Source organism: Indolivaga capnocytophagoides DSM 22835 (assembly GCF_000426485.1).
GTDB classification, from domain to species: domain Bacteria; phylum Bacteroidota; class Bacteroidia; order Bacteroidales; family Dysgonomonadaceae; genus Dysgonomonas_A; species Dysgonomonas_A capnocytophagoides.
Genome location: NZ_AUFL01000008.1, coordinates 118,045 through 142,467 on the forward strand (window position 1 = coordinate 118,045; position 24,423 = coordinate 142,467).

The 24,423-nt window shown below is 38.2% G+C and carries 20 protein-coding genes; 6 read left to right on the forward strand and 14 right to left on the reverse strand.

Annotated features, from left to right (window positions below; translation table 11 throughout):
- Positions 1-50: 50 nt before the first annotated feature.
- From K322_RS0103675 to K322_RS0103685, 3 genes are read left to right on the forward strand one after another with little or no spacing between them, the layout of a single operon-like run.
- Positions 51-755, forward strand: a complete 705-nt coding sequence (locus K322_RS0103675) for a phosphatase PAP2 family protein (protein ID WP_026625672.1) — start codon at positions 51-53, stop codon at positions 753-755.
- 46 nt (positions 756-801) lie between these two features.
- Positions 802-1,680, forward strand: coding sequence for a diacylglycerol/lipid kinase family protein (locus K322_RS18435; RefSeq protein WP_035331281.1), 879 nt, complete (start codon positions 802-804; stop codon positions 1,678-1,680).
- A gap of 13 nt (positions 1,681-1,693) precedes the next feature.
- Positions 1,694-3,775: an LTA synthase family protein gene (locus K322_RS0103685; protein ID WP_246037496.1), complete on the forward strand. Its 2,082-nt coding sequence runs from the start codon at positions 1,694-1,696 to the stop codon at positions 3,773-3,775.
- Between the two features lie 47 nt (positions 3,776-3,822).
- On the opposite strand, the gene K322_RS0103690 is transcribed toward K322_RS0103685, so the two are convergent.
- The 14 genes from K322_RS0103690 to nifH all read right to left on the reverse strand — a co-directional run bounded on the left by K322_RS0103690 (position 3,823) and on the right by nifH (position 16,861).
- Complete coding sequence (locus K322_RS0103690) at positions 3,823-4,809, reverse strand: aldo/keto reductase (RefSeq protein WP_026625674.1); 987 nt, start codon at positions 4,807-4,809, stop codon at positions 3,823-3,825.
- Between the two features lie 83 nt (positions 4,810-4,892).
- Positions 4,893-5,801 carry a helix-turn-helix domain-containing protein gene (locus K322_RS0103695; protein WP_221406993.1) on the reverse strand — a complete coding sequence of 303 codons (909 nt, stop codon included), beginning with the start codon at positions 5,799-5,801 and terminating at the stop codon, positions 4,893-4,895.
- 52 nt (positions 5,802-5,853) lie between these two features.
- Entirely contained in the window at positions 5,854-7,416 is a 1,563-nt protein-coding gene (locus K322_RS0103700) for a sigma-54 interaction domain-containing protein (protein ID WP_035331245.1), read from the reverse strand.
- 78 nt (positions 7,417-7,494) lie between these two features.
- A complete protein-coding gene (locus K322_RS18440; protein ID WP_051290613.1) occupies positions 7,495-8,676 on the reverse strand; it encodes a homocitrate synthase/isopropylmalate synthase family protein in 1,182 nt (393 codons plus the stop codon).
- Between the two features lie 99 nt (positions 8,677-8,775).
- A complete protein-coding gene (gene nifB, locus K322_RS0103710) occupies positions 8,776-10,038 on the reverse strand; it encodes a nitrogenase cofactor biosynthesis protein NifB (RefSeq protein ID WP_035331247.1) in 1,263 nt (420 codons plus the stop codon).
- Between the two features lie 79 nt (positions 10,039-10,117).
- Positions 10,118-10,762, reverse strand: a complete 645-nt coding sequence (locus K322_RS20115) for a Fe-only nitrogenase accessory AnfO family protein (protein ID WP_026625678.1) — start codon at positions 10,760-10,762, stop codon at positions 10,118-10,120.
- 85 nt (positions 10,763-10,847) lie between these two features.
- Positions 10,848-11,342 (reverse strand): pyridoxamine 5'-phosphate oxidase family protein, encoded by a 495-nt coding sequence (locus tag K322_RS0103720; protein WP_026625679.1) that lies wholly within the window; start codon positions 11,340-11,342, stop codon positions 10,848-10,850.
- A 16-nt stretch (positions 11,343-11,358) separates the two neighbouring features.
- Positions 11,359-11,787 (reverse strand): HEPN domain-containing protein, encoded by a 429-nt coding sequence (locus K322_RS0103725; RefSeq protein ID WP_026625680.1) that lies wholly within the window; start codon positions 11,785-11,787, stop codon positions 11,359-11,361.
- A 26-nt stretch (positions 11,788-11,813) separates the two neighbouring features.
- Entirely contained in the window at positions 11,814-13,205 is a 1,392-nt protein-coding gene (gene anfK / locus K322_RS0103730) for a Fe-only nitrogenase subunit beta (RefSeq protein WP_026625681.1), read from the reverse strand.
- A 60-nt stretch (positions 13,206-13,265) separates the two neighbouring features.
- Positions 13,266-13,622 carry a Fe-only nitrogenase subunit delta gene (gene anfG, locus K322_RS0103735; RefSeq protein WP_026625682.1) on the reverse strand — a complete coding sequence of 119 codons (357 nt, stop codon included), beginning with the start codon at positions 13,620-13,622 and terminating at the stop codon, positions 13,266-13,268.
- Between the two features lie 23 nt (positions 13,623-13,645).
- The gene (gene anfD / locus K322_RS0103740) at positions 13,646-15,259 is read right to left on the reverse strand and encodes a nitrogenase iron-iron protein, alpha chain (protein WP_026625683.1); all 1,614 of its coding nucleotides are present in this window, start codon (positions 15,257-15,259) and stop codon (positions 13,646-13,648) included.
- A 29-nt stretch (positions 15,260-15,288) separates the two neighbouring features.
- Positions 15,289-15,660 carry a P-II family nitrogen regulator gene (locus tag K322_RS0103745; RefSeq protein WP_026625684.1) on the reverse strand — a complete coding sequence of 124 codons (372 nt, stop codon included), beginning with the start codon at positions 15,658-15,660 and terminating at the stop codon, positions 15,289-15,291.
- A 14-nt stretch (positions 15,661-15,674) separates the two neighbouring features.
- On the reverse strand, positions 15,675-15,992 hold the full coding sequence (locus K322_RS0103750) for a P-II family nitrogen regulator (RefSeq protein ID WP_026625685.1): 318 nt from the start codon (positions 15,990-15,992) through the stop codon (positions 15,675-15,677).
- 44 nt (positions 15,993-16,036) lie between these two features.
- A complete protein-coding gene (nifH, locus tag K322_RS0103755) occupies positions 16,037-16,861 on the reverse strand; it encodes a nitrogenase iron protein (RefSeq protein ID WP_026625686.1) in 825 nt (274 codons plus the stop codon).
- A 780-nt stretch (positions 16,862-17,641) separates the two neighbouring features.
- On the opposite strand from nifH, the gene K322_RS0103760 reads away from it, so the two are divergent.
- From K322_RS0103760 to K322_RS0103775, 3 genes are all read left to right on the forward strand, one after another.
- The gene (locus K322_RS0103760; protein WP_084158502.1) at positions 17,642-19,186 is read left to right on the forward strand and encodes an alpha-N-arabinofuranosidase; all 1,545 of its coding nucleotides are present in this window, start codon (positions 17,642-17,644) and stop codon (positions 19,184-19,186) included.
- Between the two features lie 269 nt (positions 19,187-19,455).
- Positions 19,456-21,276: a LamG-like jellyroll fold domain-containing protein gene (locus K322_RS18450; protein ID WP_084158503.1), complete on the forward strand. Its 1,821-nt coding sequence runs from the start codon at positions 19,456-19,458 to the stop codon at positions 21,274-21,276.
- Positions 21,277-21,297: 21 nt separating this feature from the next.
- The gene (locus tag K322_RS0103775) at positions 21,298-24,420 is read left to right on the forward strand and encodes a SusC/RagA family TonB-linked outer membrane protein (protein WP_026625689.1); all 3,123 of its coding nucleotides are present in this window, start codon (positions 21,298-21,300) and stop codon (positions 24,418-24,420) included.
- The last annotated feature ends 3 nt before the right edge of the window (positions 24,421-24,423 follow it).

Below are 24,423 nucleotides of genomic sequence, written 5' to 3' on the forward strand. Positions count from 1 at the left end.
CAAAATTGAACTGCCATATTTGAACCACGATTACAAAATAGAAACCGATTATGCTAGACCGTATTTTGCCATACGAAACAGATTTATTTTTTCTGATCAATGGTGCTCATACTTACTTTACCGATTGTGTTATGTGGTTGTTTTCCGGCTCTGTGATATGGATTCCAATAGCTGCTTTTCTGATATTCCGGCTTGTATATAAAAAGAAATGGACAGAATGGCTGCCTCTTCTGATCGCAATTATATTATTATTTATCTGTTGCGATCAGTTTTCTTCGGGTTTTGTCAAACCGACGTTTGCCCGTCTCAGACCAACTCACTATCCTGTAATTATGGATCATGTCAGAACCCTGTATGGATATACGGGGGGACAATATGGCTTCATGTCGGGGCATGCTACTAATGCATTTGGATTTGCAATGCTTACTTCATTGGTTTTCAAAAATAAAGTATATACTATATTTATTTTTATCTGGGCGGCGATTATGGCTTATTCCCGAATTTATTTAGGTGTTCATTTTATCTCGGATGTTTTTGCAGGAGCTGTATTCGGTTCTCTTATAGGATATTCTGTGTTCAGATTATATGTACTTACAACTAAAAAGATATTCAAAACAAAAGAGGCTTCTCCTTCAGTCATTTATTCAGGAAATCAGGTCACTTTTATGTCGATTGTTTTTATCAGCTATATTTTTCTGTTTTGTTTTTTCAGTGAGTGGCTGATTGTTTTTCTTTCTCATGTGAAAGTCTGGTAGAAGTAAACTCTTAGTTAAATAGGTCTGTGACCTTAAAATTCAAGCAATGAAACATTCCGAAAGTTCGATAAATGTGATAATAAACCCAACCTCGGGAACTAAATCAAAAGACTATGTAATAAAATGTTTGAAAAAGTTAAGCCGCGAATATGACTTTCACTTTTTCTATACGGAATATCCTCATCATGCTACCGAAATTGCATTGGAGTCTGTACAACGTAGCGTCCGTTATGTAATAGTAGTAGGGGGAGATGGAACAATAAATGAAGTTGCAAGAGCTTTGGTCGGTACGGATACTGTTTTGGGAATTATACCTCACGGGTCGGGTAACGGACTTGCCAGACATCTGCATATATCTATGAATATAGCCAGGGCTATCGATATATTCAAACAGAATAAAGTGCAGCAAATAGATTACGGCATAGCCAACGGCAATCTTTTTTTCTGTACATGCGGGGTTGGATATGATGCGGAAGTAAGTGAAAAATCCCTTAACCAGAAGAAGCGGGGGATTATGATGTATGCGAAGAATATGATAGATGTATTCAGAAACTTTAAGCCGGAGAGTTATCGGGTAACAACCTCTGCCGGAAACTTTCATGGTAAAGCCTTTACTATTACCTGTGCAAATGCTTCCCAATACGGAAACAATGCGTATATCGCACCTAATGCTGATATCTGCGATGGTAAAATGAATATTTCTATTTTAGATCCTTTATCAGCGGTCGATATTCCTAGAGCCGCTTTGCAGATGTTTACTAAGCGGATAAATGATAATCCTAAGTTGAACGAGCTTATTTGCTGTACAGCCTCCATAGAAAGAGAAACTGATGGAGTGATGCATTTAGATGGAAATGCCATATATACAAGTAAAAATATCAATGTCGAAATAATTCATAAAGGACTTAATGTATTGGTCCCATAGATTCCCTAAAAATATGATAAGTAACTGGATGAATGCTCAAAGCCTGGAAAAGGGGCGGTTTTATGTATTGCCTTTTTTTAAATTAGCCCTCTTATATGTTGTAGTCGGATTTGTTACACGTATTGTGTTGATAACCAATGGGCAGTCACTTGTTAATTTCTCTCTGTTAGAATGGGTACAGATTTTTCTGTTTGGATTTATAAACGATCTATGTATTATAACTATTGGCTATTTTTTTATGTGGCTCTGCCTTAGTTTTATGTCGGATAAGAAATATACTTATCCCTGGGGATATCTGCTTTTTTCTCTGATAGGTATTGCTTTGGGGTATGTTCTCTTTTTTAATACTGTTTTTGATGAGTACGGAAGTGCTGTTCCTAAGATTGTAAAAGGAGTGCTTGCTTATAAATTTATCAGTTTCGGATTAAGGCTTTTTATTCCCCGGATACGGAAAACCTGGAGTTCTATCTGTTATTATTTTGTATTTTACGTATATGTCGTCTGTATTTTATTTATTGCTATCGGAGAGTATTTCTTCTGGGACGAATTTGGTGTCAGATATAATTTTATAGCTGTCGATTATCTTGTTTATACAAATGAAGTTATCGGTAATATTATGGAGTCATATCCTATTATCCCTCTGTTTTCAGTTTTACTTTTAGTATCGGGTGTCATCACCTATTTGTTGGTTAGAAAAGAGCGGAGTTTATTTAATAAATACCCTTCAACCCTATATAAAGCAGGGTTATCCCTTGTATATTTTCTTCTGACAGGTATTGCTTTCATTGTGCTTAATCTGAATGTCCGTTTTCAGAATCGGAGTAACGTTTTTGTCAATGAACTTCAAGCAAACGGATCTTATAAATTTTGTCTTGCATTTGTTAATAGCGAATTAAGTTATACAGATTTCTATATAACCATACCCCAAAAAAGTGCGGAGGATATAATTAATGATATATATAAGAGTAAAGGTTCCGATAATTTACAAGAGATACGTGATTCTTTGCCTGAAATTCATAAGAATATCGTTCTCATAACAGTTGAAAGTTTAAGTGCATCTTTTCTGAAACAATACGGTAATACAGAAAATTTGACACCCAATTTGGATAAACTGATGAATCAGAGTCTTGTCTTTAATAATTTATATGCTGCAGGAAACAGAACGGTGAGAGGTTTAGAAGCCTTAAGTTTGTGTCTTCCTCCGAGTCCCGGCGAAAGTATCATAAAGCGTCCTGATAATTCCAATCTTTTTTCGATCGGGAAAGTGTTGAAGAATAAGGGCTATACTGTTCAGTTTATGTATGGAGGAGATAGTTACTTTGATAATATGGGCACATTCTTTTCGGGCAACGAATATATCGTTATAGACAAAAGTAATTTTACGCAAGATGAAATTTCTTTTAGTAATATCTGGGGAGTTTGTGACGAAGATATGTATAGCAAAGCGATAAAGATTTTTACTGAAGATGCAAAAACAGGAAAACCTTTTTTCGGGCATATTATGACAGTAAGTAATCACCGTCCATTTACCTATCCGGATGGGAGAATAGACATTCCTTCAAACAGCAAGTCGAGGAATGGAGGAGTGAAATATACCGATTATGCAATTGGTAAGTTTATGGATGAAGCTCCCAAGCAGTCGTGGTTTGATAATACTGTTTTTGTAATAGTGGCAGATCATTGTGCGTCAAGTGCAGGTAAAACAGAAATTCCACTCGATAAATACCATATACCTGCATTGATTTATGCTCCGGGTTTTGTCAAGCCTCAAGTTGTGAATGCGTTAGTATCTCAAATAGACTTGATGCCAACTGTTTTCGGATTACTTCACTTTTCATATAATTCTAAATTCTATGGAAAGAATGTCTTTTCGCCGGAATATAAGCCTAAAGCATTTGTTGCCACTTATCAAAATCTGGGTTACTGGACAGACAATATTCTCACAATATTATCTCCGGTAAAAAAAGTGCAGCAGTATAAGGTGATGCCATCGGATAATTATCAGTTTGAAATGAAAACAGTTAATAAAATTGATTCGATTTTATTAAAACAAGCTGTAGCTAATTATCAGTCTGTAGATTATGGTAAAAAGTGACAGCCTGAACATTCTTTCAGGCTGCTTCTTTTCTTCAATCAGAGACCTTAATTATTTACCAGCTTTAAGGATTCCGCAGTATAGCGATCTCCAGTATTAGGGTATCTGGCTATGATAGATTCTATTTCCGTAATATCTTTTTTGTCTAATGTAACGTCTACTGCCACAGCATTTAATTCAAGGTATTTACGTTTTTTAGTTCCCGGTATTGGAATAATATTATCACCTTTTGCCAAGATCCATGCAAGAGCTAATTGCGACGGATTTATATTCTTTCCATGTGCAAACTCAGACAATTCTTTCATTAACCGTTGGTTGTTAATCAGATGTTCACCCTGAAATCGGGGCAGCTGAAACCTGATATCATCAGGCTTAAATGTACTTACATCAAAATTTTCGGTAAACATTCCTCTTCCAAGCGGGGAGTAGGGGATAAGTGATATTCCGAGTTCTGATACTAGAGGATATATTTCAGCCTCAACATCTCTGGTTAACAAAGAGTATTCACTTTGTAAAGCAGCTATCGGATGAACTGCATTTGCCTTGCGAATACTAGTCGGTGATGCTTCAGATAATCCGATATAGCGAACTTTTCCTTCTTTCACCAGTTCGGCCATCGCTCCTACGGTTTCTTCTATCGGAACATTTGGATCTACCCTATGGGTGTAGTAAAGATCGATATAGTCGGTTTTTAATCGTTTCAGACTTAATTCTATTGCCTGTTTCATCCATTTGGGAGAACCATCGAAAGTACTTGCAAGAAGGTTCTCTCCGGAGTATTTGAATCCGAATTTTGTGGCAATAAATACTTTATCTCGATTTGGCTGTAAAACGGTCGATATTAATTTTTCATTTTCGCCGTTGCCGTAAAAATCGGCAGTGTCCCAGAAATTTATACCCAGATCCAATGCTTTGTGTAGTGTGGCGATGCTTTCTTCGTCATTTCGTTCTCCATACACATGAGACATACCCATACATCCCAATCCTATAGCGGATACTTGTTCGCCTGTTTTCCCTAATTCTCTGTATTTCATAACTTCATAAATTTTAGATATTGCAAAGTTAATTCGATATATAAAGACTTGGGGCAGATATATCAAAGGTGTTTTTATAAAAATCAAATAATTTTATTTCTGTACTCTTTTGGAGATATACCAGCATTTTTTTTGAAAAAACTTGTGAAATGAGACGGGTATTCAAATAACAGGCTGTAAGCTATTTCAGACATTGTCCAATCGGTATTTTTGAGTAGAGCCTTCGCTTCCTCTGTGATCCGGGATGCGATATGCTGAGAGGGATTCTTTCCGGTAACTTCTTTCACTACATTGTTTAAATGATTTTCGTGTACCGAAAGACATTCCGCAAAATTCTGAACGGTTCGCATTCTAAGAGGCATATCGGTGTTTTCTATTGGAAATTGGTTTTCGAGCAATTCCATAAACCGATATGTAATACGATGTGCTGCATCGAGTTGTTTATTTCTTAACCCTATTTCCGGATAATGTTTCAATGCCTCATGAACTATAATTTGTAAGTAATTACGTAATTTACTGTACTTATATATGTAATTGGAATTCATTTCCAAAGCCATCTTTTTGAAGATATATGCTGCATCATTTAAAGCTTCGTCATCAAGAAATACTACGGGGTTTTCTCCTATCCGGAACATCGGATAGTCTTTCACCGAAAAAGAATGATCCCATGATTGTATAAACTCTTCAGAAAACAGACAGAACCATCCTTCCTGCTCATTGGATGTCGGTTCCCATGAATGTGCTACCATTGGATTGGAAAAGAATAATGCTGGCTGGTCTATTACAAATTCGTCATTGGCAAAATGTATAATGCCTGTACCTCTCGTTATTAATGAAATTTTATAGAAATCGCGACGATGAAATGAGGCCGTAGGAGAGCAATAACGGCGCGGAAAGACATTGAATAAACCTGCACTTTCGCTATCGATCCGGATATCAGCTATCTCGGAAAGACTTTTATAAAAATCATGGATGGTCTGAATCTGTTGCATAGTGCAAATTTATAAATATCAAATTGTTTTCTAGTGTTGTGCTCTGTAAATCTCAATTGTTTTCATGAGACAGGTGTTTGAACTTCTTTATATCTATCTGGTGTTTATTTACTAATAACCCCATGATACGGCGTGTTATACCTAACTGTTCGGCTGACTTTGTTATATTTCCCTGCATAAGTATGAGAGTATCTATAAGCATCTGCTTTTCTACTCTTTCCAGTACATTGAACAGAGCCCCTTTACTTACCGTATTGGATGATACACCCGTTTGAAGAGTAGGGGGTAGGTTGTACGAATGTATTACATTATCGGTAGAAAGTATCATAGCCCGTTCTATAACATTCTCAAGCTCTCTGATATTGCCCGGCCACGAATACATCATGAGCATGTCTAAGGCACCTCCGGTTATCCGCTTTATATCTGTACCGTTTCGTTGATTCAGTTTCGAAATGAAATGATCGGTAAGAATTGGAATGTCGGCACAGCGTTCACGTAACGCCGGAACATAAATAGGAAAAACATTTATCCGGTAATAAAAATCTTCCCGAAAAGAATTAGTCTTGATCATCTCCTCGAGATTCTTGTTTGTAGCGGTTATAATACGTACGTCTACGTTTATGGTTTTATTGCCACCTATTCGTTCAATCTGTCGTTGTTGCAGAACTCTCAGTAATTTGACCTGTATGGAGAGAGGAACATCTCCTATTTCATCTAAAAAAATAGTGCCGCCGTTTGCCATTTCGAAACGTCCTATATGCTGGGTGCTTGCTCCTGTGAATGCTCCTTTTTCATGACCGAACAATTCACTTTCGATCAGGTTTTCGGGTAATGCCGAACAATTAACCTTTATAAAAGGTTTAGACTTCCTCGTGCTGTTATTATGTATGGCTTCAGCGATCAGTTCTTTACCGACTCCGCTTTCGCCTCTTATCATTACCGTGCTGTTTGTTGGAGCAACACGTTCGATAAGTGCATAAAGGTCTCTCATTAGCGATGAGTTCCCGACGATATTGTCGGGTTTGAAAGTTTTTCCCGTTCTTAACCATTGGTTTTCACGTCGTAATTCTTCGAGCTCTTCAATCTGCTTGCGGCGTATCGAAACATTTTTAGCAATAAGCATTCCTACAATACTCAGAAATTTTACTTCCGGCGAAAAATCCGCCATATCAGCGTGCGTCTTATGAATACTTAATGTTCCTGTTATTTCGTTTTTTATAATTATAGGAACACATAAAAATGCCATTAACTGTCCGTCTTTATGTTTGATTCCTGTTTTATTGAGGAATTTGGAGTTCTTAGATATGTCTTTAATTACAACGGGTTTTTCGGATTGTACTACTTCACCTACAATACCTTCTCCCATTTTATAAACACCCCTGCTCTTTTCCTCATCAGTTAATCCAAATGCTGAACTGATTATGATACGGTCGTAGTTTCTATCGATAATGGTGATCATACTGTATTGTGCATCCAGAAATTTGCACAACTCTTTTAGTACAGATTCGAGACTTTTGTATAAGTCTTCGCTGTGGCTTATTGTATTACTGATGTTGACAAGGAATGTTAAATCTGTTTCAACGTAACAATTCCTCCTGATTCGTTCACAAAGCATAACGATCCTCCTAATTTCAAAAATCTTTCAACCTAAATAAATATGAATCAAAATTACTTAAAAATATATTTTATAGTGTTATTTTAATGTGTTATTTGTTTTATTTATGTTTAAATGTTGGTATTCTGTTTGTTTTGGCGTTCTTTTGTTAAGGCGGTTTGTTAGAAAGCTTCGGAATAAAAGGGATGCGTTTACCCCTCTGCTTTGTGCCATCTGAAAACGCATATCTTTCAGAAAATCGTCAACGAGATTGTCACTGATTTCATACCCCTCGTTGTTTGCAAAATATTTAACCGCTTTCAGTCCCGAATGCTTACCGAGTATAAATTCGCGATGTCCTCCTAAAAGCTCGGGTGGTAATAGTTCGTATGTCGAAGGTTCTTTCAGTATTCCGTCTACATGTATTCCTGATTCGTGGGCAAATATTTTATCTCCTACAATGGGTTTTTGCACCGGAATCAGATAACCGATCCATTCGGCAATATCAATGCAGAGTTTTTTCAATCTTATAAAATCGAAGTTTTCAATCTTATTTTCTAAATATTGCATGATGCAAAGAAATTCTTCCAAAGACGTATTTCCGGCTCTTTCACCCAAGCCCAAAACCGAGCAGGATATAACATCGGCTCCCGACTCCCATGCCGCTAAAGCATTGGCGGTAGCCATACCGAAATCGTTATGCCCATGGTAATCAATTACAATATCAGGGGCAGATAAGTACTTTATAACTTTACTAACCTGTAAGGGAGTCATTATACCTAATGTATCGGCAAAGCGGACACGTTTGGCTCCCAGCTGTTGTGCCGTAGTAAATATTTTCTTTAGAAAAACAGGGTCTGTGCGGGATGCGTCTTCAGCACCGAAAGATATAACTGCTCCTTCTTTCAGTGTCAGATCGAATACTTTTTCCATTTGAGGAATTATCCAATCTTTATTTTTACCCATTTTTTTTTCTATCATTATATCACTTGTCGGAACCGATATATGAATGGTTTGTATACCTGCCTTGAATGATGCTGTAATGTCTTCGGGCAAAAGTCGGTTCCATGATAAAATCTCGGCGCTTAGGTTCAGTTTCTTTAGAGCTTTCAGATTTTTTCGTTCTTCTTCACCCATCGAAGGTATACCAGCTTCGATAATTTCGATTCCCATATCACTCAATTCCGATGCGATATAAAGTTTTTCTTTGTTTGTAAAATACACACCCGGAGTTTGTTCACCATCTCTTAGTGTTGTATCCAGTAATATAGGTTCTCGCATTATTATCTCCTTTCTTTGCTAGGATTAAAGGACAAAAGATATACATCTGTATAACTTTTGTTCTCATTTGTTTTCTTGTCTCCGCTTTTCTTTCTGTATTTATCCGCAACCTTTTTGGTCTCCGTTACAGGTTGCACCACATACAAAAGGGCCTGCTTTGTATATGGGGATAAGAGGTCTCTGATTATAAACAGTATCAAGTCCGGTATCGATCAATCCTTTCATCTGAATAACCCGTATACCGTTGCTTTGTAATGTACTTGTCGGCTTTTTACCTGATCCGCTAACCAGTATAGCCTGACAGTCGGTTAATACACTGTTACATAGTTCGATCCATTTATTGGAGCAGTCTCCTGACACAGGAGTTTTTCTTTTTTCAATAAACCGATATCCATTCTTGGTTTTTTCGTATATAGATAACTCTTCAGCTTCGCCTATATGCAAGTCTACCAGATGCCCGTTACTTGTCGCTGCTGCAACATAAGGTTTATATCCGCCTTTATCCACAGCTAAGGTCGAATATTGCTTTACCATATCCATTGCCGCTGTGTTATCTTGTCCTAGAAGTCCTGCGGCATCTGCACGACAGCGTGCACAATGTTTCATTGGTTTTATATATTTTGATATTTGTGTTCTGATTCGGGACATCATTTCCCTCGAAGGTTCTTCTATGTTTTCAAATGCAGTTCCCGCAGTAGGATACATCGGAATGCAGTTCATTGTATCTGCACCCATTTCAGCAACTTTTTGGGCGAGTTCTTCAATATCCTGATCATTTATTCTGGGTATGACAACAGTATTTATCTTGACGATAATCCCTTTTTCTTTTAATTTACGGATGCAGAACAATTGCTTATTCAATAATAGTTGGGCTGCTCCTGATCCTTTGTAGTATTTGTTCCCATAGCGTATCCATGAATATATTTTAGCTAATGTTTCGATATTTAAGGAGTTGATCGTGATAGTAACATGTGAAACATTAAGCCTGGCTATGCGATCGATATGAGGAGCCAGATCGAGTCCGTTGCTCGAAAGGCAGAATATCATATCAGGAAATTCTTTTGCTATCAATTCTATTGTAGTCAATGTTTCGTTCGGGTTGGCAAATGGGTCACCTGGACCTGCTATACCGACTACACTCAGGTTTTCTAATTTCTGTTTTAAGTCTTTGAAATAAAGAGATGCCTGGAAGGGCAGTAGAACCGAACTTGTAACTCCCGGTCTGCTTTCATTGCAGCAATCGAACCGGCGATTGCAGTAATTGCATTGTATATTGCATTTAGGAGCTACAGGCAGATGTACCCGTGCATACTTGTGCTTGGCTCCTTCATTAAAGCATGGATGTAATGATAAGTCTTTCATTTTTCGTCTGATTTTAATGTTTTGTATCCAGGCTTTTGTTGTATAATTAGGTTTTAATTACAGCATGTACTGTAACAAATTAGCCGGCAGGATATACGAAAGCATGGCAGAATCCGTCTTTCCGTATTTCGGTTTTTACTTTGTAGTTGAAATTGCCTAACTCGCGTTCTATCCATTTAGGTGTATGCAGGCAGATAATCTCAAGTTCCACAAATTTATTATTCTGAAAAAACGGCAGCAGGATATCCTTCGAATTCATAGATTCATTTTTCTCTTGTACCTTCACTAAATTTATCAGATAACAGCCTTTTGATAAATCTCCTACTGCTATTGGGCTGGTCTCGTTGTTTTGCTGTTTGCAAAGTTCCGCCTTTTTTATAGCTTCGATAATTTCTGTCCTGACCAGTTCTCTTACCTGATCGAGAACTGCAAGCGGAGAACCTGTAGCCGAAAAAACACGGATGTGCAGTTCTTCTTCGAATATGGTATTAAAGATACCCATACTTAGTTTGATAATGAATGCTTTACATCCTGCCAAATCCGATGCTATAGTATAAATACTCTTCCTTATATCCACCAGGTTCATATTCCGGTTTATATATAAAGGTACTTTACATACACAGAGCCATTGCCCGCTGTTTTTCATTTCATATATGTAAATCATTCCGCTCGAATCGAATGGTAAGGTATTTCCTTCCGCATCCACAAATGCTGCTATTTTCATAGTTCTTTCCTGTTAGGTGAGAGAAAACGTATTCAAAGACATCCCCGAATTTACATCGTGAGTCAGTACATAGATACGACCTGAGTTAAACTCCGTGTTTTTTGCCTTTAATGGATTCGATATCTATACGAATAACGGCTGTGGCATGGAGATTCCCTTTCGGATACTCAAATTTTTTGTCAGTAAATTGAGATACAATTCTATCCAGAACAGCAATTTTATCATCTTCGGATTCAACAAATTGAGCTTTGCCGAATCCTATGATTGTGCGGTGTTTCGCTTCGAAGTCGCATGCCATATCGCTTTCCACTATTCCGTTATCAACAGATATCTCGAAGCATACATTGTTGTTCCTTTTCAGGATATCAATCTTAGTTCCTGCTTTGGCCGAATGAAAATAGAGTGAAGTGCCATCGTAAGCATAGAAAACGGGGATGAGAAATGGTAAATTATTATCAGATAGGGCAAGGTGCATGACTTTGCCCAAAGAGATTATTTGGTCAATCTCTTTTCTATCTGTAATTTCCCTTTCTTTCCGCCTCATTGTTCCATGCGGATGTGCAGCTGTAGTTCCTTCCATAATTGTTTATTTTTGTTTACATCAATGATTCTTTAACCTCTTTGATTTTTTCTTTGTCGAAAAGATTACCGGCCTCGTCGCATAACCGTAAAGTTTTCTCTGCATCTTCTTGGGTAGGTGTTCCGTGAAAGTAATCTTCGAGAAAACAGATTCCGAATATCTGATCAAGTGACTTTACTTCTTTGCTGAATTCTTTCGGAGTGTCGATCAGTTTATCCACAGCCATCATAAGAGAGATAAAGTTGTGGTTCATCGGTTCTTCTCCATATAATTCGCATATGGCAACCAGATATCTTTCAAGAGCGACAGATGCTATGTTGAATACCAAACTGAAAGCCTGACCACTGTCACGAAACTGCAAAGCCCGCTTGTGATATGCCTGAGCATCCCTGTAATCGTTTTCGAAAAGAGATTCTACACTGTAATCATACTCGACATTTATCATAGCTTATGATTTTTTCGATAGGAGGGTTACCATACATTCAGCACCCATTCTTTATTGTGTTTGTATTCCATATCAGTAAATATCGCATTTGCCATTTGCTCCGCCAGCCATGTTGCTCCGGCGTATCCTACTACAGGATGACGGAAGTGTCCGGCTCGGTCATAGACCGGAAATCCAACTCTAACCATTGGAATATTGTTGTCTATGGCGATATATCGACCTTTAGAATGTCCCAGAATAAGGTCTAATTCCAAACCTTCGTTTTTTATGCGGTTTTCAAGTTCCCAAAAGTCAGCGTTAGTTATTATTTCCATATTAAAGGTTACTCCTTCTATCAATGCTTTGATACGGGGATCATCTTTGTATCCGCTGTTATCGTCGCCCAAAAGAAGAAGAACAGGTTCCATTTCAAGATCAATACAAAATTCGGCTAAGCCTATAACTAAATCGGCACTGCCATATATAGCTACTTTCTTTCCTGCCAAAAACATATGAGAAACATCGGCGATGGCATCAATAGCGATACCTCTTTTTCTGACAAGTGATTCGGGTATGGGTTTTCCGGTCATTTTCTTTACATTCTGAAGAAAAGTATCCGTATTGCGTATACCAATGGGTGTTGGCCCGATAATGGATGGAACATCAAACTCCTGTTCGAGGTATTTGGCTGCTTTGGCACCTTCGTATTTATTTAAAGCAATAGTGCCTATTGCATTTGCTGTACTACGCAGATCTTTGATTGTAGTTTCGCCATGTGAAACATGATTGCCATCGGGCATAAGGGGCGAATCGAACGTTTCTATTTCAAAAAGTACTGTAGCCTGTACATCCATTTCGGATAACAACGATTTTAGTTCTGTAACATCTCCCGGATCTACCCAGCCTGTGATAAGATTGATCTTACCGTTTGTATGATCTTCTTTTTTTGCAAAATACGATACAAAATCCTTTACGGCTATATCGTATCCGCTTATCATACTTCCAACGAAACTGGGTGTATGTATGGGTATTAAGTGCACTTCTCTGTCTGCATATTTTTCTTTCAACAGTCCGTTGTTCAGCTTCAATACCACACCGTCTATATCATCTCCTATAATTTCGGTAGAGCAGGTTGTGATGATAGGGATAACTTTTACATGGGGATAGCGCATCAAAAGCACATCTACACCTTGTTCCACTCGATGCAGAGCCCCGAATACAGCAGCGTCTTCGTGTAGAGATGAAGATGCCAATTCGAAACTTTCTTTGAAATGCTGTGAAAAAATAAGGCGGACAAACATAACACAGCCTTGACCTCCATGTACAATTCCGATACAATCTTTGATGCCGATACTGGCAAATTGGGCTCCTGCCGGCTGACAGGTAAATATCGGATTGATTACTCCAACCCGGTCTTTCGGTTTTAATTCACAACTCATACCTTTTTTCTTTTATAGTTTTTTTAATTAAGATACTTACTACTGAAGGCTTACTGTATCTTAATATTGCTCTTTTACCAGTTCTGTATTCAGTGAACCTTTGATCATTGTATAATCCATTTGCTCTTTAAGTAATTGCATAATCAGAGTAATGTCTTCATTACTGGTTTCTTCTAGCCACGGAAAATATCGTTTGAATGCTTCGACCAAAGTCATGGCTTCGCTCCAGTAATACCTGTCCGCATAAGAATCGTCTTCTTTTGCATTTTCTCCGCAGAGTAGTTGACGGCTTTTGGTGAGAATACGCTCGTTTTGTATCTCCCTGTCCCAGCCTCGCGAATTGTATTGCCAAAGGCAATGCTTTGTGATGTACCATTCGAGTTGAGCCATTTTCTCTTCAGCTGTCTTTTTATCCATAATTTTTTTCTATTTATGACTTGTTATTCAACTTCTACAACTTTGTTTTTCCTTAGCTGCTCTATGGGAATTGTTCTTAGTTCGCCTGTTTCGGGATGAGGAAACAAATATGGATTTTTCTCTCTGAGATCGGGAATCGGGTCATATTTGCTGGTGCATTGTCTTAACTCAGTTGACGATTTAACTTCATCACTAAGTTTTGTGTCAGATAATAGTTGCTGCGTTTCGAAACCTTTATCTGTCGGGATTTCATCTTTGCTGATGTCGAGAAATGATAGCTTGTGTATAGGTGAATATACAGCATTGTAAATATCTCTGGCAAAGCGTACCCATCCTTCGTATCCTTTGTATGGTCCATTATGATACCCATGAGCATTGAGGTAAGGCACTCGTATTTTCTTAGCGACTTCTCCCGGACGTTTACCTGTGAAAATAATATCAGGTTTTAGCTCATACATGGCTTCAAGTCCTTCCAGTTCGTTAGGGTCATCAATGGCTAATGCTCCGGGCTCGCAGCGAGAGATTCCCTTTTCCATATCGCCTTGATGTCCGAATTTTGTATATACTGAAACTACTTCAAGCCCCATTTCTTTATGAATTGAGTGAGCCCAGTGCCATAATTTAGATCCCCCCGGCCACAAACATACTTTCAATCCTTTCAGTCGAGCGGCATACCAATCTAGTTCGGGTTTCCAGCGGGCGGTTTCCTCAGCTATAATCTCACGTGCTTTGTCTTCTATACCAAAGAAGTATCCGATTTTAAGTAAAGAGTCAGAGATCGCTTCGAAACCGAATCCATCTATATCCATACGTGGAATTCCGTATCTTACCCGTAGTTCATCGCAGATATATTCGGCTGACCGGGCACATTCCAATACATTGAGCTGAGCTTTGTGCATACCTCTCAGATCATCGAAGCGTCCGTTTCCGGTGAAAGTCGATAATATCTGTATTCCCATCCGGTGGAGATAATCTTTCATTATTTCCTGATCACCTTGAATATTGTATTCTCCGACATAATTGACTACATATTTGCTGTAGATTTCCGGTTCGACAGTACCTACCATCTGAGACAGCCATGCCAGATTTATTTTATGGTGACCTCCTGACTGACTTGGACCCGCAAATCCGGGTGAGTTGCATACAAACACTTTTACATCGGGCATTTCCTCCATTACTTCATCGGCAATGGCATTGATATCATCACCAATAAGAGCCGATGCACAGGTTTGGTAAATAGTCATTCTTTTGATATGAGGAAATGCTTTGAAAGCCTCAATGATATTTTTTTTGAGCATTTTTTCTGCACCGAAAACGATGTGGGCTTCTTTCATATCTGATGCAAATGTGTATTTCAACTGAAAGTTTCCGTCATCGCTGATGTATCTTTTGGTCTGCCATGTATCATAGGTGCAGCCGACCGGTCCGTGGCTGATGTGGATTACATCTTTCATCGGGGTTCCTATTACATGCTTTGCTCCGCAGTAGGCACATCCTCTTTCGGATATTGTTCCGGGAATCGTGTTCAGATATCCCAACGGAAGAGCATCTGTCAATTGTTCCCCGGGTCCTTTATCTACAGCATGTTGCAGACGTTCGGGGATACATTCACTACATTTAAATTGATGATATGGCATGATTCTTATTTTATTAATTAATACTAAGGTTATAGAGCCGAGTCGCCACTTTCTTTGGTCCGTACTCTTAAAGCATTATCTGTAGGGCAGATGAAAATTTTGCCGTCGCCGATATAACCCGTTTTATTGGATTTGATAATTGCGTTTACAATAACCTCCATATCCTCATCTTTGGCCACAATAACCAGCATACGTTTTGGCACAAATTTCATCCCTGTTACATGCCCTTTAACCAATGCGTCTTTACTGATGTCTATACCACTCAGAATAGGATTCAGTCCTCGTTGATTTCCTCTTCCAAAAACAGGAATAGCTGTAACTGAAGGTATATTTAATTCATCGAGACTCTTTTTTGTGGCATTCATTTTACTGGGACGGATGATTGCTATTATTTCTTTCATAAGCGTCTGTTTTCTTATAATTCATTCGATCCAGTACGTACGGTGCGAACCTGTTCGACCGGCGAAATAAATATTTTGCCATCACCTTCACTCCCTGTATAGGCTTTGTATTGTATGATCTTTATAACTTCATCTACAGATTTATCATCTACTACGATGATAATGAGAGTTTTCGGAAGTTCGTCATAATGGGTGTTGCCAACTGTAAGCCCTTTTTGTTTACCTCGCCCGAAAACAGGCATTTTAGTCATAGAATAGTATCCGGATTCTGCTAATCCTTCCGTTACGTTGTCGGCTGTTTCGGGACGAACAATTGCTCTAATCATTTTCATATTCAATAGTATTTAGCGGTTTTGATTATTGGTAGTCCCATTAGTTATTCTGCGATTCCGTATTTAACAACCATCGATTCCAGCTCAGGCATTGTTAAAGGTTTTGGTATTACAAAATTTTCATTAGCAATGATTTTTCTTGCTAATTCGCTGTACTCATGAGCCTGGTTACAGTTTTCATCATATTCTATCACTGTTTTCTTGTTGAATTCAGCTTTTTGAACAATATTGTCACGAGGAACGAAATGAATCATTTGAGTTCCGATTGCAGCCGCAAATTCTTCGATAAATTCTCTTTCTTTATCTACTTTACGGCTGTTGCATACTAGTCCGCCAAGTCTTACTCCGCTCTGTTTTGCATATTTTACCAAACCTTTGCAGATGTTATTTGCGGCATATACAGCCATCATCTCGCCCGAGCATACAATGTATACTTCCTGAGCTTTTCCGTCTCGGATAGGCATCGCAAATCCTCCGCATACTACGTCTCCCAATACGTCATAAAATACATAGTTGAGATCTTCGGTATATGCTCCCTGATGTTCCATTAGGTCAATTGCTGTAATAACTCCTCGTCCGGCACAACCTACACCAGGTTCAGGACCTCCTGATTCGCAGCAACGAATTCCTCCGAATCCTGAGCTGATAACCTTATCGGAAGTAACTAATTCTGCACCATCATCACGAAGTGTGTCCATTATCGTTTTTTGATTCATCCCTCCCAAAATCATACGGGTAGAATCTGCTTTTGGATCGCAACCATGTATAAATACTTTTTGATTGTGAAAGAATGCCATTGCTGCTGCTGTGTTTTGTTGTGTCGTAGACTTTCCAATTCCTCCTTTTCCATAAAATGCAATCTTCTTCATAGTTTCTGTTTTTTAATTTGTACCATTACTGACTTTCATGAACCAACAAATATGCCATAAGCAAATAGTTAGTTATGTTTGTTGAATGTGGTTGTAGTTTAAGATGTTTTTAATCAGGTGTTTGTGTTTGTGCTTTTTGCTTGTTTTTTTATTCTGTAGGTATGATTCTATTGTTGTGTTTAAGTGTGTTATATGAACATATTGGTACTTTGTTGTGTTAAAATGTTCCAAAATGAACTATTGTATGTTCAGGGATAATTTACTCTGGTTATATCAGATCTGTAACCTTTATGGGGTTATTATCCTGTTTGTTTTTGTCTAGGTATAAGTGTGTCAAGGTTAGAATGTATTCTTTTTACTTCAGAGAGAAAAAATTAATCTTTATTATAATATTTAAGGTTTTTCTATTAGATATGATAATAATGTTATTTTTTACACTTATTGGTATGTTTGTCCACCTAAAATGGAAATTTGTCCACCTTTATTTAGGCTCCTAAAGTTACTTTTGCTTTTGTTAATCAATAAAAGGGTATATGGAAGGAATAGATATCCAATTCTGAAAATCTTATTCTTTATTCTATTTCATATAGTTTACACAATATTTGTTCGTGTAAATCCGTGTCAGAAATCTTGTTAATAAAACTAAAATATTCAATTAAGGGAAGAGTTCCGGTTTGATTGTAAATGATGAGTAAAATAATAAGAACCCCTTACCAAGTAATCATCGAAAGTTAACAAAAGGTCTAAGACCTTAAGAATCTACCAATAAATCATTTTATCATGAAGAAGACATTATCAATTTGCCTCTCTTTATTTATCAGTTCCACGATCTTAGCTCAACAAAAAACTACCGTAATTGTAAATGCGGATCAAGGGAAATATCAGATCGATCGTAATATCTATGGACAATTTTCAGAACATTTGGGACGCTCTATTTATGAAGGTCTTTGGGTTGGAGAGAATTCACCTATACCTAATATAAATGGGGTTCGTAAAGATATTATAGATGCTCTGAAACACATTAGAATTCCAAATTTGCGCTGGCCAGGAGGTTGTTTTGCCGATGAATATCATTGGATGGACGGTATTGGACCTCGGGAACAAAGGGCAAAAATGGTAAACACCAATTGGGGGGGAGTCGTTGAAGATAACAGCTTTGGAACACACGAATTTCTGAATCTTTGCGAAGTGCTGGGAACTGAACCTTATATATGCGGAAATGTAGGTAGTGGCACTGTTGAAGAAATGTCGAAGTGGGTAGAGTATATTACTTCGGATGGAGAAAGCCCTATGTCGGAACTCAGAAAAAAGAATGGGCGTGAAAAACCTTGGAAGGTTAAATTCTGGGGGGTAGGAAATGAAAACTGGGGATGCGGAGGTAATATGTCTGCTGAAGCTTATGCTGAACATTATCGCAGGTATGCTACATATTGTAAGAATTACGGAGATAACAGATTATATAAAATAGTGGGTGGTCCGAATGTCGATGATTATCATTGGATGACTACCATGATGAAAAATATTCCGTTGGGATTAGTCAGCGGGGTATCTTTACACAACTATACTTTTACTCACCGTTGGGAAGATAAGGGCGATGCAACCGGATTTACCGAAGATGATTATTTTACTGTACTCGAAAACGGACTTTGTATGGATAATCTTATCACCCGTCATTCTTCTATAATGGATATATATGATCCGGGTAAACGTATCGGACTTATTGTTGACGAATGGGGTGCATGGTATAATGTTGAAAAGGGTACTAATCCAGGTTTTTTATATCAGCAGAATACCTTGAGAGATGCTATTTTAGCCGGACTTATCCTTAATATATTCCATGACCATGCCGATCGTGTGAAAATCGCCAACATAGCACAAATGGTTAATGTACTGCAGGCTCTTTTCCTTACTGAAGGAGATAAGATGCTTTTGACTCCTACCTACTATGTTTTTGATATGTATAAAGTACATCAGGATGCAACAATGCTCCCTACCACTGTCAACAGCGGTGAATATAGCAGGCTCAACCGCAGTATAAAAGAAATATCGGTTTCCTCATCTAAAGATAAAGATGGCAAAGTACATATTTCATTCGTGAATATAGACCCTGAAAAAGATATTGATATTGAATGTGATATAAGGGGAATGAAAGATACTCGTCTTCTTGGAGCAAATATAATTACGGCTCCTGAAACAGGAAGTCATAATACATTTGACAAAAAAGATGTTGTAACACTAAAAGAATTCAACGGAGCAACTGCCAAAAATGGGAAACTAACCTTCAAAATACCTGCGAAATCACTTGTGACAGTTGAGATTAATTAAAATAAAAAGTATAGCCAGCCCGAAAACATTATTGACTTTGTTTTCGGGTGCAGACCTTAAATAATACCAATTACCAAAAAGATAAACAAAAGATACCAGAAAAAACGCATTTAGAATAAGCCATACTACAGGGTTTTTCAAAACACCGGACATATAATGTATACGATCCTAAAGGATGCTATGTTTGAAAAAGAGAAAAACAAAGTATCGAAACCTTATGTCATTAAAAGAATAACAGCAAGTTACTTCAACCTTTTATTAAATAAACTATGATTTTGTTTAGAATAAAACAAAGGCTATTATCCTATAGTGTTGTTATAGGTATGATAGCATTTATCCTCAGTTCATGTCAGGATTGGGGTGAGATGGATTCTCCTGCAGGGAATCAGGTTTACCCGAAACTAGAGAAATTGGTTAGTTACTCATTCGAGGACGATCTTGATCCTACCGTATTTAACTTATATGCATACAATAACGGTGCTATTCCTGTTCAGACAGATGACGAGGTACTCGCTAGCCGGGTACTACATCTGAATGGAGGATATGCTCGTATTGATAATCCGCTAAATAGTGTAACTGTACAGAATGGAGTATCGTTAACCTTTTGGGTAAAACAGACAGCTCAAACCGAAGAAGGTTCGGAACAGGATTTGGAAGGTTCGCTTTTTTCTTTTCAGAATGAAAATGGTACGCAGAATCTGTTCATCACGGCTAATGGCTGGTTGAGCTATAATGGTGTAGATGGAACATATGAGGATAATAACCCCTCGGGATACAAAACAGGACTGATGAGTGTCGGCGAATGGCATTATGTAGCAATGATGGTTCGTGACGATGGTTATGCAATATACGTTGATGGGCAGAAAAAAATTGATAAACAGGTTACAGATTTCGATTTTTCTAAAATTGTTCAGTTTATGGCGTCTGTTCCTAGTCTGTATATCGGGTATGGTTCGGATACGGATACAAAAGAATGGATGCTGGATGATCTGACAATCTATCGTAATCAAATTACCGATATACAGATAAAAGTACCAACAACAGGCGGCGGCGAAGAGGAGAGTGATTATATCATTGTAGGCAATGAAGATTATTCTACCACATGGTGGAGTGCTTTTTCCGACTTGGTGACGATGGCAGGCAGCCAGACTACTCACTATGGTTTTTATAATTATACCGATGGAACAGCGAATTACCGTAACTGGGTATTGGTTCTAACTAATGGAAAAGATAGGGGAGAAACCGGATATGCCGAATATTTCGTACTGCGTGCCGATGGTTACGGTTGGGGAGATGCCAATTATAAGGCAGACAATATTACTCATAATTTCAATTTCGATGATGGAAGTTTCACTAATGATATGAAAGGTGCATATGTTGATCTGACTATCAAGCGAACAAATAACCGTGTCGATGTGAAAGCTGTTGTAACATCTACAAGCGGAACCGTATATAATTATAGTTTCTATTACGAAGGAGAAATGACTTCTACGATTGGTTCTTTCCTTACCTGCGAAGGTTCATATCTGGCTATCGATCCTAAAGTTACCTATGTAGGAGATTCATATACTACTGGTTCTTATTTAGTAGGTCCGGCAGATTATAGTGCAGGCTGGTGGTCGTATTTTTCAAGTCTTTCAAAAATATCGGGTAATACCTCCTCTCCTTTTGTATATACTTTCTACAATAATAACAATGCAACACAGAATTATCATAATTGGTTGTTGGTTGTAACTAATGGAAAAGATAGGGGAGAAACCGGATATGCCGAATATTTTGTCTTACGAGCAGATGCTTTCGGTTGGGGAGATACTAATTATAACGGATCTAATATATCAGCAAGTTACGATTGGGATTCCTATAAAACACAGATGAAGGGCGCATACTGTATGCTGATAATAACGCGAAGTAGTAATCGAATAGATGTAATTGCAAAAATAACAACAGCTGCCGGAGTACAACTTCCCGATTATACATTCTATTACGAAGGCGTATCAACAACAGATATCGGAACATTCCTCACAGTAGAAGCTGCAAGTTTAGATGTGCGTACTGTTGCTTATTATCCGTTTTTTAATACTGAAGAATAATCTATTCATAAAATACCATATATGAAAAACAAACGAACAAAAACAAAGGCATCGGGGAGTCCTTTACTCTTCCGATTGTTACCTGTGGTTTTTCTGATTTTTATCGGGACTAACGTATGGGGGCAGTCTAAGCAGGTGAAAGGTGTTGTGAAAGATGTTACCGGCGAAACGGTTATTGGTGTCAGTATTGTAGAGAAAAATACAACCAATGGAACAGTCACCGACTTTAATGGTAATTTCACACTCAATGTCAGTAGCGACAATCCTGTTTTGCAGGTTTCATACATAGGATTCAAATCACAGGAAGTAAGTACTAAAGGGAAAACTTCTCTTACAATCATTATGGAAGAAGATGCCGCTTTATTGGGTGAAGTGGTAGTAGTTGGCTACGGAGCTCAGAAAAAAGAGAGTGTAGTCGGAGCCATATCTCAAGTAACTTCTAAAGATTTGCTGCAATCTCCCGGCGGAAATGTATCTCAAGCTATTGCCGGAAAAATAAGCGGGGTTGTAACCTCCCAGACATCCGGAGCACCAGGGGCTGATGATACTCAGATTTATATTCGTGGGCGTGCGACTTTTGCAGGTGATGCTCAACCTCTTATTTTGGTAGATGGAATAGAACGTCCTTTCTCTCAGATTGCTCCTGATGATATCGAAACTATTTCGGTACTGAAAGATGCTTCTGCCACGGCGGTATACGGTGTGCGTGGAGCGAACGGTGTTATGCTGATCACAACAAAAAGAGGAAAAGACCAGAAACCTGAAGTAAACCTGACAGCTAATTGGCAGATACAAAGCCCCACCCGCAAAGACACATATCTTAATTCTTATCAATCTGTGAAGCTGCTCGAAGAAGCCTTGTCTAATGATGGTTTACCTTCTCAATTTTCGGCAAGTGATATCGAAATGTATCGTAAGTCCAGTGCCGGAGAGTTGAGCGGTCTTGATGCTATGCTTTATCCGAATGTGGATTGGTACGATCAGGTTCTGAAGAAAAGTGCACCGGCTCAACGTTACAATGTGAGCATACGAGGTGGAACAAAGCGTATGCGTTATTATGCATCGGGAGAATTTTACGATCAATCATCACTTGTCCGTAATTTGAGCAATAATATATATAACAACAGCTCTAATCCTAAATACCGGCGTTATTCGTTCCGTGCGAATACCGATTTCTTCCTGACTAAAGATCTTACGTTTTCAGTAAACTTCGGAACTCGTTTTGAAGAACGTAAAGGTTCGAATACCAATGAGTCAAATACATATAGCGAAATATTCTATGAGATGAATCATACTCCGGGATGGCTTTTTCCGGTATCATACACTGTACAGAACGGCGAAACGACTAAAACTCTTTATGGAGGGAGCTCCCAATACCAGAAAAATATTGTAGCGGCTTTAGCCGATGGTGGGTATTTCCGAGCCGTGAATACAATTAATGAAACCAACTTTATAGTAGATTATAAAATGGATTGGCTGACTAAGGGCTTGAGCGGAAAAGCGATGCTTTCTTTCGATTACGAGAACTATCATCGTAACCTTTATTCTGCCGGATTTGCCACTTATGAATTAAACGATCGGGATAATTATACATCTATTGATGCTTATAATCAGTTTAATACGGATACGAAACTGTCTAACTCGCATACATTTGAATCTATCTATAAACTTTATTTGGAAGGTCAGTTAAACTATGCACGAACTTTTGGTAAACATGATGTTACAGCCATGATGTTGTATATGCAGAACGACTATCGTTACAAATCTGATCTCGCACAGCGTTATCAAGGTTTGGTCGGACGTGTTACCTATGGATATGACGGGCGTTATCTGGCCGAATTCAATGCCGGTTATAATGGATCTGAAAACTTTATGCGCGGAAAAAGGTTCGGATTTTTTCCATCTTTCTCTTTAGGATGGCGTATAACGGAAGAAGCATTTATGAAGGATACACAAAAATGGCTTGATAACCTCAAGATAAGAGCGTCTTATGGTCAGGTTGGTAATGACATATATCAGGTAAATGGTGTGCGTCAGCGTTTCTTATATGAAGAAAAATGGTCGCAGGTATCAAATGATTATTATTTCGGAACCACAGGTCAGAGTGGAATATACGAAGCTCAGTATCCTAACTATGGGGTAACATGGGAAAGGGCTCATAAATATAATCTGGGACTCGAATTTGGTTTGTTCAAAAACCGTTTGAACGGAAATATTGACTTGTTTTATGAAAAACGCAACGATATATTAACCGAATATCTTACCAGACCTCAATGGGTGGGTGTTGTGATGGCAGCCGGAAATTTAGGTAAGACCAAAAATAGCGGTTATGAACTCGAATTAAAATATGCCGACCGTATTGGCAAAGACTTCAGTTATTCAGTCGGAGTTACTTACTCTCATGCCAGAAATGAAATATTGGATATGGACGAACCAGCATCCAAAACCGATTACAGAAAAAGAGAAGGACACCCTATTAATCAATATTTCGGATTGGTTTCAGAAGGTTTTGTGACACAAGCAGATATTGACGGAGGTAATTTGCCTGTTTCTACTTTTGGTAGCGTCAAGGTCGGAGACCTTAAATACCGAGATATGAATAAGGACGGATTTATTGACGAAAGAGACGAAACATATATTGGAAACAGTGATATACCCGAAAATATATATGCTTTTACATTGGGGCTTAATTGGAAAAACTGGGGCTTTAATATAATGTTTCAAGGAGTGAACCATGTTAGCCGTTACTATGATGCCGAAGCGATGTATGCTTTTGTCGGTGGTGGAAAAGTGAAAGAACATCATCTGGATCGTTGGGATCCTTCACAAAGTGAAGCATATAACCTTGCTAATGCTAAATATCCATTATTACACTATGATAGCTATGGAGATCATAATCAGAGGCAGAACTCTTTCTTCTTGAAAAACGGCGCATTTGTCCGTCTGAAGAATATAGAACTGAGTTATAGTCTGCCGTCTGCTTGGGCACGAAAGGTCGGTATGAGTGATTGCCGTTTGTTTTTCAATGGTAATAATTTGATAACCTGGGATGATTTGGATGGTTTGACTGACCCCGAAAGTAACGGTTCGAACCGTTATCCAATCATGAAGACTGTGAATTTTGGTGTAAATATTAAATTCTGAGAA